Source organism: Streptomyces sp. CNH189, assembly GCF_000527195.1.
Window position 1 is genome coordinate 1 of sequence record NZ_AZUS01000016.1, and the last position, 13,307, is coordinate 13,307.

Here is a 13,307-nt window from a genome sequence, read left to right on the forward strand (position 1 = left end):
AACATATCTGGCGTTGACTTTTGGCACGCTGTTGAGTTCTCAAGGAACGGACGCTTCCTTTGTACTCACCCTCTCGGGCTTTCCTCCGGGCGCTTCCCTTCGGTCTTGCGTTTCCGACTCTATCAGATCTTTTCGATCCGATTTCCTCGGTGCTTTCCAGGCCGGCGCTTTCGCGCTTTCCCTTTCCGGCGGTTCCGACTTTATCAGAAGTTTCGGGGCGGATTGACCGGCCTTCGTTTTCCGACTTATCGGGGGTGCTTCCGCGGAATCTGAGTCCCAGCGAGAAGCCAGTAGATGTTCACCGTAGCCTTCCGGGGCAGAACCCATCTGCAGGCAACTGTTCTAATCTACCTCCCCACCGGCTCCGCGTCAACGGCTCCTGTGGGGCGAAGAGGACACTAGCAGCTCCGCGGGGCCCTTCGCACATCAGGCGGCGGTGGGCACGCCGGCACTGCGCTCGGATGCGTCAAGGTCGCCCGTCTCACCGGATCGGACGGCGCGGGAGCCCAGGACGTAGACGTACGCGAGGAAGGCCAACTCGGCGACGACACCGATGGTGATGCGGGCCCAGGTGGGCAGGCCCGACGGGGTGACGAAGCCTTCGATGGCCCCGGACACGAAGAGCACCAGGGCCAGCCCGATCGCCATGGCGAGGGCGGCGCGCCCCTCTTCCGCGAGCGCGGTGCGCCGCGTGCGGGGGCCGGGGTCGATCACGGTCCAGCCCAGACGCAGGCCCGTGCCGGCGGCGACAAAGACCGCGGTCAGTTCCAGCAGGCCGTGCGGGAGGACCAGGCCGAGGAACGTGTCGAGGCGCCCGGCGGAGGACATCAGGCCGAAGCCCACACCCAGGTTGAGCATGTTCTGGAAGAGGATCCACAGGACCGGCAGCCCCAGGAACACGCCGAGAATCAGGCACAGTGCCGCGGCCCACGCGTTGTTCGTCCACACCTGGGCGGCGAAGGAGGTCGCCGGGTTGCTCGAGTAGTACGTCTCGTACTGGCCGCCGGGGCGGGTCATCTCGCGGAGTTCCGCGGGCGCCGCTATCGAGGCCTGGACCTCCGGGTGGGTGCCTATCCACCAGCCGAGCAGTGCCGCCACGGCCGTGGAGAGGAGTGCCGTCGGCACCCACCAGTGACGCGCGCGGTAGACGGCCGCGGGGAATCCGTGGGTCAGGAAGCGCGTGACGTCGCGCCAGGACGCCTGGCGGGTGCCGGTCACGGCGCTGCGGGCCCGGGCCACCAGTTGGCTGAGCCGGCCGGTCAGCTGGGGGTCGGGCGCGGCCGAGCGGATGAGGGAGAGATGGGTGGCGGCGCGCTGGTAGAGGACGACGAGTTCGTCCGCCTCCGCGCCGGTCAGGCGGCGCCGGCGCCTGAGCAGGGCTTCGAGGCGGTCCCACTCCGCACGGTGGGCGGAGACGAAGACGTCGAGGTCCATCGGTGTGCCTGCTCCTCGGCTGATCGTCGGCGGTCGGGCGGAGGGGGAAGGACAAGCTGACTATTCGCTGCTCGTACTGCGGTGCGAGGTGCCATCAGCTTGGCAGACTGGCGGTGTCCAGGGCAGACCAGGGAAGGCGGCGGGCGTGAGTGAGCTGGTGACGGGCGAGGCGGTGGCGTTGGAGCTGCGCCCCGCGAAGCTGCCCAGCAGGGGGCTGGCCGTGCTGCTCGATCTGGCGGCGGCCGTGGCCGCGTACGTCGGGGTGACCCTTGTTCTGGTGGCGGCGACGGCCTCGCTGGACCGGGCGGCGCAGACGGCGGTGACGATCGCGACGTTCGTCCTGGTGCTGGTGGGCGGGCCGATCCTGGTCGAGACGCTGAGCCACGGGCGGTCGCTCGGGAAGATGGCGTGCGGGCTGCGGGTGGTGCGGGACGACGGGGGGCCGATCCGGTTCCGGCACGCGCTTGTGCGCGGGCTGCTCGGGGTGATCGAGATCCTGATGACGTTCGGGGTGGTGGCCTGCGTCGCCTCGCTGGTGTCGGCACGCGGCCGCCGTCTGGGTGACGTGTTCGCCGGAACCCTGGTGGTGCGGGAGCGGGTGCCGGCCGGGCCGGGCGGCTACGTGCCGCCGCCTCCGCCGTGGCTCGCGGGCCGCTTCGCCGAGCTCGACCTGTCGGCGGTACCGGACGGTCTGTGGCTCGCCGTCCGTCAGTACCTCACGCGGATCCGGCAGCTCGACCCGCAGGTCGGCTGGTCGATGGCGGAGCGGCTGGCGGCCGACGTGGCGGGACGCACCGGGGCGCCGGTGCCGCCCGGGCTGCCACCCGCGATGTATCTGGCGGCGATGCTGCACGAACGGCAGACGCGGGAGGCGCAGCGAGCCTTCGGCGGCGGTGCCGTCGCTCCCGTGTCTGCCCCGGGCGCGGGGCCGCCGGTGCCGTCCTCCCCCGCGGGTCCCGCCGTCGCCGCGGCCCCGGTGGTCCGGCCGGTCGTGCCGCCGGAGGGGCCGGAGGCGGCCTCGTCGGGCGGGCCGGCGCGGGCCGACGGGCCGTCGACGGGGTTCGTGCCGCCGGCGTAGGCATCGCCTCCGGCCGGTGCCGTCAGCCGAGGTCCGACGGGGGTGATTCGAGGTCCTCGAGTTCGATGCCGGGGGCTGCCAGCACCACGTCGCCGGCGAGGTGCACGGTGTGCTGCTCGCCGGTGTCCAGGGCGGTGACCTGGTACGTGTCCACCGTCAGGGGGCCGTTGTCAGTGGCGTGTGTTTCTCTGTCGGCCAACGCCCAGGACTGGTCCACGGTGCGGGGAGCGAGGACCGGATCGGTGAAGGCGACGAGGCGTACGCGGGTGGCCGCGGCGGAGGGGGTGAGGCGCAGGAGACGGGCGGTGGCGACGAGGAAGGCGGGGGACGAGCCGGTGAAGGCGTGGGCGCGCACATTGCCTTCGGTGGCGTGGGTTCCGGTGGGGTCGGTACGGACCCAGGTGACGCCGTCGAGGGCGGCGCCGCGGACCTGCCAGCTCGACGCGTGGAGCTCCAGGCGGAGCGGCCGGCCGAGGGTGTCGAGGGTCAGGTCGACCGAGCCCAGGTGGTCGCCGTCGGGGGCGGTGAGCTGGGAGACGTAGCGCCAGCCGGAGGTGCTGGGGGCGCACTGGAAGTGCTCTTCGGCGAGGGGGGTGTGATCGTGCGGATCGTGGAGCGAATAGCGGCCGCGGGGCATGGGGGTCCTGGGTCGTGAGGGGCTGGGCCGGTCGCCGGTCCGCCAACGGGGCAGGCCCCCGGCACGGGGGTGCGGGGGCCTGCCTCGGGGCTCGGTCGGGAGCGCCGGCTCAGTAGCGGTAGTGGTCGGGCTTGAACGGGCCGTCGACCTTCACACCGATGTAGTCGGCCTGCTCGGGGCGCAGCGTCGTCAGCTTGACGCCGAGGGCGTCCAGGTGGAGACGGGCGACCTTCTCGTCGAGGTGCTTGGGCAGCACGTAGACGCCGGTCGGGTACTCGTCGGGCTTGGTGAACAGCTCGATCTGGGCCAGGGTCTGGTCCGCGAAGGAGTTGGACATCACGAACGACGGGTGGCCGGTGGCGTTGCCCAGGTTCAGCAGACGGCCCTCGGACAGGACGATGATCTTCTTGCCGTCGGGGAAGGTCCAGGTGTGGACCTGCGGCTTGATCTCGTCCTTGACGATGCCGGGGACCTTGGCGAGGCCGGCCATGTCGATCTCGTTGTCGAAGTGACCGATGTTGCCGACGATCGCCTGGTGCTTCATCTTGGCCATGTCCGAGGCCATGATGATGTCCTTGTTGCCGGTCGTGGTGATGAAGATGTCGGCCCTGTCGACGACCTCGTCCAGCGTCGTGACCTGGTAGCCGTCCATCGCCGCCTGCAGCGCGCAGATCGGGTCGATCTCGGTCACGATCACGCGGGCGCCCTGGCCGCGCAGCGACTCCGCGCAGCCCTTGCCGACGTCGCCGTAGCCGCACACGACCGCGGTCTTGCCGCCGATCAGCACGTCCGTGGCCCGGTTGATGCCGTCCACCAGCGAGTGCCGGCAGCCGTACTTGTTGTCGAACTTCGACTTCGTCACGGCGTCGTTGACGTTGATCGCCGGGAACAACAGGGTGCCCTCGCGCTGCATCTCGTACAGGCGGTGCACACCCGTCGTGGTCTCCTCCGTCACGCCGCGGATCTCGGAGGAGAGCTGGGTCCACTTCTGCGGGTTCTCGCTCAGGGTGCGGTTGAGCAGTTCGAGGATGACCCGGTGCTCGTCCGACTCGGCGGTGTCGGGGGACGGGGCCTTGCCGTCCTTCTCGTACTCGACGCCCTTGTGGACGAGGAGGGTGGCGTCACCGCCGTCGTCGAGGATCATGTTCGGGCCGCCGGTGGGGCTGTCCGGCCAGGTCAGCGCCTGCTCGGTGCACCACCAGTACTCCTCCAGGGTCTCGCCCTTCCAGGCGAAGACCGGGATGCCCTGCGGGTTGTCGGGCGTGCCGTCCGGGCCGACGGCGATGGCGGCCGCGGCGTGGTCCTGGGTGGAGAAGATGTTGCAGGACGCCCAGCGGACCTCGGCGCCGAGGGCGACCAGGGTCTCGATGAGGACGGCGGTCTGCACGGTCATGTGCAGGGAGCCGGTGACGCGGGCCCCGGCGAGGGGCTGGGCGTCGGCGTACTCCTTGCGGATCGCCATCAGGCCGGGCATCTCGTGCTCGGCGAGGGTGATCTCCTTGCGGCCGAACTCGGCCAGGGAGAGGTCGGCGACCTTGAAGTCCTGTCGGTTGTCGACAGTCGTCATTGCGAGCTGCTCCTCGGGGTTGGGTCGAGGTGGGTACGGCTGGTCTGCGCGGCGGCGGACACAGGGGTGCCCGAGGAGGGCACAGGCATGCCCGCGTACGCGCAGCGCAGTCCGTCGGAGGCCCTCTCTCCCTCGGCCGGTCCGCGGGGGACCGCCCGACCGCCATCAGCAGCGACGTCTGGCTCCGTCCCAAGCTACACCGACCCACCCGGCGGCCCCCAGTCCGGCCGCGCACACATCAGGCCGTTCTGGGAAGCGCGGGGCTGTCCCGGAACGGCCTGACGGTGGTGTGCGGTCGCTAGTGGTCAGGGTCCACCTGGGTGGGGCCGCCGGGGGTGGCCTCGGGGTCGGGGCCCTTGGCGGCCTCGGCCTCGCTGTAGATGTCCGGCTCGAGGTAGATCACTCGGGCGATCGGCACGGCCTCGCGGATGCGCGACTCGGCGGCGTTGATGGCGGCGGCCACCTCGGTGGCGGTCTCGTCGTGCCGCACCGCGATCTTGGCGGCGACCAGCAGCTCCTCGGGGCCGAGGTGCAGGGTGCGCATGTGGATGATGCGGGTGACGGTGTCGCCGTCGACGACGGCGGCCTCGATCTTCCGGGTCTCCTCGGCGCCCGCGGACTCACCGAGCAGCAGGGACTTGGTCTCGGCGGCGAGCACCAGGGCGATCAGGATGAGCAGGACGCCGATGCAGAGGGTGCCGATGCCGTCCCAGACGCCGTCGCCGGTGGCGAGGGTCAGGCCGACACCGCCGAGGGCGAGGATCAGACCGACGAGCGCACCGAGGTCCTCCAGCAGGACGACCGGCAGCTCGGGCGCCTTGGCGTGGCGGACGAACTCCTTCCAGGAGCGGCCCCCGCGCAGGGAGTTGGACTCCTTGATGGCGGTGCGGAAGGAGAAGCCCTCGGCGATGATCGCGAAGACCAGCACGCCGACCGGCCAGTACCAGTGCTCCAGCTCGTGCGGGTGCTTGATCTTCTCGTAGCCCTCGTAGACGGCGAACATGCCACCGACCGAGAAGAGCACGATGGAGACGAGGAAGGCGTAGATGTAGCGCTCGCGGCCGTAGCCGAAGGGGTGTTCCGGGGTGGCCTTGCGCTGGGCCTTCTTGCCGCCGACGAGCAGCAGGGCCTGGTTCCCGGAGTCGGCGACCGAGTGGACGGACTCGGCGAGCATCGACGAGGAGCCGCTGAAGAGGAACGCCACGAACTTCGCTACCGCGATCGCGAGGTTGGCGGCGAGTGCCGCCACGATCGCCTTGGTACCGCCTGACGCGCTCATGTGTCCGCGTTGTCCCTTCGTGTGCCGTGGGCGTCCTGACGGGCGTGCGCGCACGCCCGTCGGAACGTTGTCCGTGCTGTGACGGTGGGCCATTGTTGCAGCCCCGTCCGGCGACGGCGCGTCAGGTCGTGGTCACCCGCCGGTCAGACGACGACCGTGGCCCGGAAGACCGTTCCGGTACCCGACACCTCGGCCTTCTCACTCGCGGGGACGAAGACGGAGTGGCCCGGCGTCAGGTCGTGCTCTCCGGCCCGTACGGAGCCGGCGGTGCAGAGCAGGATCTGCGGGGTGGCGAGGGTGAGGTCGTGGGTGGTGCCGCTCTCGGGCAGGACGTAGCGGGAGAGCCGGAACTCGTCGGTGGGGGTCTCGTAGACCTCCTCGTCGTCCGGGCCGGCCTCCGGGCGCAGCACCGCGGGGTCGGTGGCCTCGAAGCGGACGATGCGCAGCAGTTCGGGGACGTCGACGTGCTTGGGGGTGAGGCCGCAGCGCAGGACGTTGTCGGAGTTGGCCATGATCTCGACGCCGAGGCCGTCGAGGTAGGCGTGCGGGACGCCGGCGCCCAGGAACATCGCCTCACCGGGCTGCAGCCGGACGTGGTTGAGGAGCATCGCGGCGATGACGCCGGGGTCGCCGGGGTAGTGGTGGGCGATGCCGGCGTAGGGCGCGTAGGCGCCGCCGAGGCGGTCGCAGGCGGCGGCCGCCTCCGTGACGGTGCGGGCCATCTCCTCGCGGTCGGCGGTGAGGACGGCGGTGAGCACCTCGCGCAGCGCCGCCTCCTCGGGGCGGGCGTGCAGCAGGTCGACGTACGGCTTGAGGGAGTCCACGCCGAGCCCGTCGAGAAGTTCGGCGGCGTGCAGCGGGTCGCGGAAGCCGCACAGGCCGTCGAACTCGGTGAGGGCGCAGACCAGTTCGGGCTTGTGGTTGGCATCCTTGTAGTTGCGGTGCGGGGCACTGACGGGGACGCCTCGGCGCTCCTCGTCCTCATAACCGGCGCGCGCCTGGGCCAGGTCGGGGTGGACCTGGAGGGACAGCGGGGAGCCCGCGGCGAGGAGTTTGAGCAGGAACGGCAGGCGGGGTCCGAACTTGGCGACCGCGGCCGGGCCGAGCTCCCGCTCCGGGGCGGCGTCGATGACCTCGACGAGGGTGCCCCGGCCGGTGCGCGAGGGTGCGCCGGGGTGGGCGCCCATCCACATCTCCGCCTGCGGTTCGCCGGTCGGTTCGGTGCCGAGCAGCCGCGGGATGGCGGTGGGGGAACCCCAGGCGTAGGGGCGGACGGTGTTGTCGAGGCGGTCCATGGGGCTCTCTGCGTTCCTTCTGCCGGTTCTCGTGCGGGCGCGCGGGGCCGGGCGCCCGCGCGGGGAGGTCAGCCAGCCTCGGGCATCAGCGGGGTGCCGAGGCGAGCGCGAGGTAGACGGCGGCGAAATCCGTGACGGCGATCAGTTCCGCGAGGGTCTCCAGTTCGCCGCCCTCCTCCGGTTCCAGCTCGCTGATCGGCGTGTCGTGGGTGAGGGCCAGCTCGCGGGCGGCGGGGGCGGCGGTGAGGCCGCCGAGGGGCCGGTCGCGGAGCAGCACGACGCGCGCGTGCAGGGCGGGTGCCTCCTCCACGCGGTCGCGGAAGAAGTCGTCCGGGTCGGCGCCGGCGGCGAGCGGGCCGGCGAGCAGGGCGCTGTGCGCGGCGAGGGCCTCGGGCAGTTCGGCGACCACGGCGGGCGTGCCGGACAGCTCGGCGAGCGCGGCGGCGAAACGCCGGCCGGCCGGGCCTGCGGAGACGCCCTCGGTCCACACGACGGGCAGGGACTCGGCGAGTTCGGCGGCGAGGGTCTTGGCCGCGTTGCTGTACGTGGCGACGGCCGGGCCGCAGCGCTCGGCGACGGCGTCGAGGCGGTCGGCGACCTTCTCCAGGGCCTCCGGCGGCGCGCTGAGCAGTCCGGTGCGGTCCAGCAGGGCGAGCAGCGGCGTGAGGAGCGCCCACAGCACTCCGGGTGCGGAGGCGGCGAGGGGTTCGTCGTGGTCGTAGGGCGCGGTCGCCATGGGGACGAACAGGCCGTGGTTGCCGCCTGCCTCCTCGGCGAGCGGGGTGCCGGAGGGGGCGACGGCGACGACGGTGAGGCCCCGGCGGTACGCCTGCTCGGAGAGCAGGGACAGGCCCGGTTCGGTGCCGTCCGGGGTGGCGATCAGGAGCAGGTCCACCGACCCGGCCCAGCCCGGCAGTTCCCAGCGCAGGGCGCCGGCGGCGGGCGCGACGCCGGTGGGCGCGAGGCGGGTGACCGGGCTGCCGGCGCCGGCCAGGGTGCCGAGCAGGTCGGCGGCCTGGGTGGCGGCGGCGCCGGGACCGGCGATCAGCACGGCGCGGGGGCGGCCGTCGGGCTTCAGGTTGCCCACGCCCGCCTCGGCGGCGTGGCGTGCCGCGGTGCGGACGCGGGCGCCGGCCTCGGCGGCGCCGCGGAGCAGTGCGCGGTGGTCGGCCTCGGCGAGGCCCTCCGGTGAGTCGAGCAGCGATTCGTCGAGCATGGGCGGCAGGCTCCGATCGGCGGGGCGTCGGCGGTACGCGGGATGCTCCGGGGCGTGCGGCTCCGGTTATGCCGGGCGGCGGGCCTCGTCGACGAGGAGGACGGGGATGCCGTCGCGGACGGGGTAGGCCAGACCGCAATCCTGGCCGGTGCAGACCAGCTCGGTGTCCTGCTCCTCGAGGGGGGAGTGGCAGGCCGGGCAGGCCAGGATCTCCAGAAGGCCGGCTTCGAGAGGCATGAGGGTCCCTTCGCTGGTGGATGTGCTGGTCAGGGTACCGCTGGTGGGGGGTCGCGCGGCGGGTCCGGGGCGGACCGCCGCGGAGGTCCTCCGCGCGCCTGCGGTCCCGCTGCCGTGACCGTCGGCGGTGCGGGGGACTACGCCCTGATCAGAGAGAGGGCCTCGTCCCGGACGCGGGTCATCGTGGCCTCGTCCCGGGCCTCGGCGTTCAGCCGCAGCAGCGGTTCGGTGTTGCTGGGGCGGACGTTGAACCACCAGTCGGCGGCGGTGACGGTGAGGCCGTCCAGTTCGTCGAGGGTGATGCCCTCGCGGCCCTCGTAGGCGGCCCTGATCGCGGCGATCCGGGCGGCCTGGTCGTCGACGGTGGAGTTGATCTCGCCGGAGCCGGCGTAGCGGTCGTACCGGTCGACCAGCGCGGACAGCGTGCCCTGCTGCTCGCCGAGCGCGGCGAGGACGTGCAGGGCGGCCAGCATGCCCGTGTCGGCGTTCCAGAAGTCGCGGAAGTAGTAGTGGGCGGAGTGCTCGCCGCCGAAGATCGCGCCGGTCCTGGCCATTTCGGCCTTGATGAAGGAGTGGCCCACCCTGGTGCGCTCGGGGGTGCCGCCGTTCTCCCGGACGACCTCGGGGACGGACCAGGAGGTGATCAGGTTGTGGATGACGGTGCCCTTGCCGCCGTTGCGCGCCAGTTCGCGGGAGGCGACCAGGGCGGTGACGGCGGAGGGGGAGACCGGTTCGCCGCGCTCGTCCACGACGAAGCAGCGGTCGGCGTCGCCGTCGAAGGCCAGGCCGAGGTCGGCGCCCTCCTCGCGGACCCGCTTCCGCAGGTCGACGAGGTTGGCCGGGTCGAGCGGGTTGGCCTCGTGGTTGGGGAAGGTGCCGTCGAGCTCGAAGTACATCGGGACGAGGGTCAGCGGCAGTCCGGCGAAAACGGTGGGGACGGTGTGCCCTCCCATGCCGTTGCCCGCGTCGACGACGACTTTGAGGGGGCGGATGCCGGTGAGGTCGACGAGCGAGCGCAGGTGGGCCGCGTAGTCGTCGAGGGTGTCGCGCCGGGTGACCTTCCCGGTGCCGGGGGCCGGCGTGGGGGCGCCCGCGTCGCTCCACTCCTCGACGAGGGCCCGGATGTCCGCGAGGCCGGTGTCCTGGCCGACCGGTGCGGCTCCCGCGCGGCACAGCTTGATGCCGTTGTACCGCGCCGGGTTGTGCGAGGCGGTGAACATCGCGCCGGGCAGGTCCAGTGCGCCCGAGGCGTAGTACAGCTGGTCGGTGGAGCACAGGCCGATCTCGGTCACGTCCGCACCCTGGGCCGCCGCTCCGCGGGCGAAGGCGGCCGACAGTCCGGGGGACGAGGGGCGCATGTCGTGGCCGGTGACGACGGCGGTCGCGGCGGTCACCCGGACGAAGGCGGCGCCGAAGAGCTCGGCGAGCGACTCGTCCCACTGGTCGGGGACGACCCCGCGCACGTCGTACGCCTTCACGATCTGCGAGAGATCAGCAGCCACGGCCAGCCCTTCCGGAGGTCCTGTCGGTCACCACAAACTACCCGCAGGCCGTGACGCTCCGGCGCGGTGCCCGGCGGACCTGTGGACAAACGGCCCGCCGGTACCTGTGGACAACCCGTCCTCCGGTCCGGTCAGGGCAGCATCCAGCCGAGCACCGCCGTGCTCTGGCCCACCACGATCAGGCACATCACGAGCAGCAGGCCGAGGCTCCAGGGCAGCACCTTGCGCAGCAGGTCGCCCTCGCGGCCCGCCAGTCCGACGGCCGCGCAGGCGATGGTGAGGTTCTGCGGCGAGATCATCTTGCCGAGCACGCCGCCGGAGCTGTTGGCGGCGGCGAGCAGGTCGGGCGACAGGCCGGACTGCTGGGCGGCGGTGACCTGGAGGGCGCCGAAGAGGGCGTTGGAGGAGGTGTCCGAGCCGGACACGGCGACGCCGAACCAGCCCAGCACCGGGGAGAGGAAGGCGAGCCCCGCCCCGGCCGCCGCGACGAAGTGGCCGATGGTCGCGGCCTGGCCGGAGAGGTTCATGACGTAGGCGAGGGCGAGGACGCTGGTCACCGTGAGGAGGGCGAACCGCAGTTCGCGCACGGTCGCCAGCCACTCCCTGACCGCCACGCGCGCGGGCACCTTGAGGACCGCCGCGGTGGCCAGTCCGGCGAACAGCACGAGCGTCCCGCCGGTGGAGACGACGGGCAGGCTGAACATGTTGCCGCCGACGGGCTCGCCGTCCGGTCCTGCGACGTCCAGGAAGGGCCAGTCGTAGGTCTGCGTGGCGCCGGCCAGCCAGTCCTTCACCACGGGGATCTGCGCCACGGCGAAGATCGCGACGATCAGCGCGTAGGGGGCGTAGGCCCGCAGCACCTCCCCGCGCGGGTCCTCCGCGTCCAGTTCCTCGCTGCGGGTGCCGGTCAGCACCGAGGTCCGTACGGACTCGGCGGCGGGGACGCGGGCGCGGGGGACGGCCATCAGGGCGCCGGCCCCGGCCAGCGCGGCGCCGATGTCGGCGAGCTGGGCGGAGACGTAGTTCGACGCGGCGAACTGCGCCACGGCGAACGCCACGCCGCAGACCAGGGCCGGTACCCACGTCTCGCGCAGTCCGCGCCGGCCGTCGACCAGCCAGACCAGCACCAGCGGCACCACGAGGGCCAGCAGCGGGGTCTGACGGCCCACCACGGACGCCACGGAGTCCAGCGGCAGCCCGGTCACCTGGGCGAGCGTGACCACCGGCGTGCCCATCGCGCCGAACGCCACCGGCGCGGTGTTGGCGACCAGCGCGACCACGGCGGCGCGTACGGGGTCGAAACCGAGGGCGACCAACATCACCGCGGAGATGGCGACGGGGGCGCCGAACCCCGCCAGGGCCTCCAGCAGGGCGCCGAAACAGAACGCGATGACGAGGGCCTGGATGCGGGGGTCGTCGGAGAGGCGGCCGAAGGAGCGGCGCAGGATGTCGAAGTGGCGGGTGCGGACGGTCATCCGGTAGATCCACAGGGCGTTGACGACGATCCACATGATGGGGAAGAGCCCGAAGACGGCTCCCTGGACGCCGCTGGAGAGCGTCTGGTCCAGCGGCATGCCGTACGCCAGCCAGGCCACGGCGACGGCCACCGCCAGGCCGGTCAGGCCCGCGAGATGGGCCTTCAGGCGGACGCCACCGAGCAGCACCAGCACGGTCACCAGGGGCAGGGCCGCAACGAGCGCGGAGAGGCCGAGCGATCCTGCGACGGGTTCCAGTTCCTGGACGTACACGTGCGCCTCCCGGATTCCGCCATGCGAAAGCGATTTCTCGCGGGGTCACCGGAATGGTCGTGTCCGCGACAAGGAGGCGTCAATGGGTGTGCGGTGAAGGGATGTGACGACGGAGGCCCGCGGACGGTGACGCGCCGCGCGGGGCGCGTGGTGTCAGTTGTCCGGGGAGCGCAGGACCCGCAGGTGACCGCGGCGCGCGACCTCCATCGGGTCCGCGCCACGCGCGCCGCCGGCCCCGGCCGCCCGCTCCTGAGGGCGGGCCGCCTCGCGCACGGCGTTGGCAAGCGCTTCCAGGTCGTCCCCGCTGGGCTGCGCCGGGGCGGACCCGTCGAGCAGGCGGACGACCTCCCAGCCACGCGGCGCGGTGAGCCGCTCGGAGTGCTCGGCGCACAGGTCGTAGCAGTGGGGTTCGGCGTAGGTGGCGAGCGGGCCGAGGACCGCGGTCGAGTCGGCGTAGACGTACGTCAGCGTCGCGACGGCGGGACGGCCGCAGGCGGTGCGCGAACAGCGACGTACAGGGCTCACGACGTTGGACGGTACCGCACTCTTGAGCGGGCCGCGACGACTCTCCACCAGGTCACTCCCCCGTGTCGGGGTGTGAAACGCCCCACATACCCCTTTGGGCACACGTCTGTGACCTGCCCGGACGGCGGGCCGCAGACGCCCAGACGGTTCTGATTGCGGTCACCAGTTGGCACAAACACCGTCAAATGCCTAGAGGTCATCGGTCCCGGAGAGATATGGAATCGAGCCCAAGCTTGGCTGGAATGGTCATGTTGTGACATGGCGTGCGGGTCGGCCGGAAGGCGTGTGGGCGTCGGGCGGGGCGGCGACACGGCGACTACCCTTCGCTGTGATGGACAGCCCCGTAACCCCTCGCCCAGCAGGCCCCGGGCCCCGACGCCGTGATCGACACGGCCGGGGCATGCGCGGCCCGATCGCGCCTCCCCAGGTTCCGCTGGCCGCCAGCCGGGCGGAGACGTTCGCGGATCTGGTGCAGGACTCGGTGGAGCGGCTGGAGCGGCGCTGGCCGCAGCTCGCCGACATCGATTTCCTGGTGCTGGACGTGCCCCGGGTGGACGGCGCGGCAGGCGCGGGCTGGAGCGACGAGACGGTCCCGCTCGGCGGGACGGTGACCGCGCGCGAGGGACGCCCGGCGCGCGTGGTGATCTACCGGCGGCCGGTCGAGATCCGCTCCAAGGGCCGTGACGAGCGGGCGGCGCTCGTCCACGAGGTCGTGGTCGAGCAGGTCGCCGACCTGTTGGGACTCACCCCCGAGACGGTCGACCCCCGGTACGGGGAGGACTGAGGGCA

At 72.3% G+C, this 13,307-nt stretch carries 13 protein-coding genes; 3 read left to right on the top strand and 10 right to left on the bottom strand.

The genetic code is table 11. From position 1 onward, the window contains the following. A partial coding sequence (locus B100_RS37675) for a hypothetical protein (protein ID WP_486585673.1) occupies window positions 1-226 on the top strand: 226 nt, incomplete at its 5' end. A gap of 200 nt (window positions 227-426) precedes the next feature. Here B100_RS37675 and B100_RS0121345 read toward each other — a convergent pair. Further along, on the bottom strand, window positions 427-1,434 hold the full coding sequence (locus tag B100_RS0121345) for a stage II sporulation protein M (protein WP_024886444.1): 1,008 nt from the start codon (window positions 1,432-1,434) through the stop codon (window positions 427-429). Between the two features lie 145 nt (window positions 1,435-1,579). On the opposite strand from B100_RS0121345, the gene B100_RS0121350 reads away from it, so the two are divergent. After that, on the top strand, window positions 1,580-2,512 hold the full coding sequence (locus B100_RS0121350) for an RDD family protein (RefSeq protein ID WP_024886445.1): 933 nt from the start codon (window positions 1,580-1,582) through the stop codon (window positions 2,510-2,512). 22 nt (window positions 2,513-2,534) lie between these two features. Here B100_RS0121350 and B100_RS0121355 read toward each other — a convergent pair whose 3' ends face one another. The 9 genes from B100_RS0121355 to B100_RS0121395 all read right to left on the bottom strand — a co-directional run bounded on the left by B100_RS0121355 (window position 2,535) and on the right by B100_RS0121395 (window position 12,566). Continuing rightward, window positions 2,535-3,149, bottom strand: a complete 615-nt coding sequence (locus B100_RS0121355) for a hypothetical protein (RefSeq protein WP_024886446.1) — start codon at window positions 3,147-3,149, stop codon at window positions 2,535-2,537. Between the two features lie 109 nt (window positions 3,150-3,258). Further along, window positions 3,259-4,716, bottom strand: coding sequence for an adenosylhomocysteinase (ahcY, locus tag B100_RS0121360; RefSeq protein WP_024886447.1), 1,458 nt, complete (start codon window positions 4,714-4,716; stop codon window positions 3,259-3,261). A 298-nt stretch (window positions 4,717-5,014) separates the two neighbouring features. Next, entirely contained in the window at window positions 5,015-5,995 is a 981-nt protein-coding gene (locus B100_RS0121365) for a cation diffusion facilitator family transporter (RefSeq protein ID WP_024886448.1), read from the bottom strand. A gap of 143 nt (window positions 5,996-6,138) precedes the next feature. Next, complete coding sequence (manA, locus tag B100_RS0121370; protein ID WP_024886449.1) at window positions 6,139-7,290, bottom strand: mannose-6-phosphate isomerase, class I; 1,152 nt, start codon at window positions 7,288-7,290, stop codon at window positions 6,139-6,141. 85 nt (window positions 7,291-7,375) lie between these two features. Further along, complete coding sequence (locus B100_RS0121375; RefSeq protein WP_024886450.1) at window positions 7,376-8,506, bottom strand: SIS domain-containing protein; 1,131 nt, start codon at window positions 8,504-8,506, stop codon at window positions 7,376-7,378. A 66-nt stretch (window positions 8,507-8,572) separates the two neighbouring features. Continuing rightward, complete coding sequence (locus B100_RS35760; RefSeq protein WP_078541071.1) at window positions 8,573-8,743, bottom strand: Trm112 family protein; 171 nt, start codon at window positions 8,741-8,743, stop codon at window positions 8,573-8,575. A 137-nt stretch (window positions 8,744-8,880) separates the two neighbouring features. Further along, on the bottom strand, window positions 8,881-10,245 hold the full coding sequence (locus B100_RS0121385) for a phosphomannomutase/phosphoglucomutase (RefSeq protein ID WP_024886451.1): 1,365 nt from the start codon (window positions 10,243-10,245) through the stop codon (window positions 8,881-8,883). Between the two features lie 131 nt (window positions 10,246-10,376). Then, entirely contained in the window at window positions 10,377-11,993 is a 1,617-nt protein-coding gene (locus B100_RS0121390; RefSeq protein WP_024886452.1) for an L-lactate permease, read from the bottom strand. Between the two features lie 153 nt (window positions 11,994-12,146). After that, the gene (locus B100_RS0121395; RefSeq protein ID WP_024886453.1) at window positions 12,147-12,566 is read right to left on the bottom strand and encodes a DUF3499 domain-containing protein; all 420 of its coding nucleotides are present in this window, start codon (window positions 12,564-12,566) and stop codon (window positions 12,147-12,149) included. Window positions 12,567-12,918: 352 nt separating this feature from the next. Here B100_RS0121395 and B100_RS0121400 point away from each other — a divergent pair, with 352 nt between their 5' ends. Then, window positions 12,919-13,302 carry a metallopeptidase family protein gene (locus tag B100_RS0121400; RefSeq protein WP_024886454.1) on the top strand — a complete coding sequence of 128 codons (384 nt, stop codon included), beginning with the start codon at window positions 12,919-12,921 and terminating at the stop codon, window positions 13,300-13,302. The last annotated feature ends 5 nt before the right edge of the window (window positions 13,303-13,307 follow it).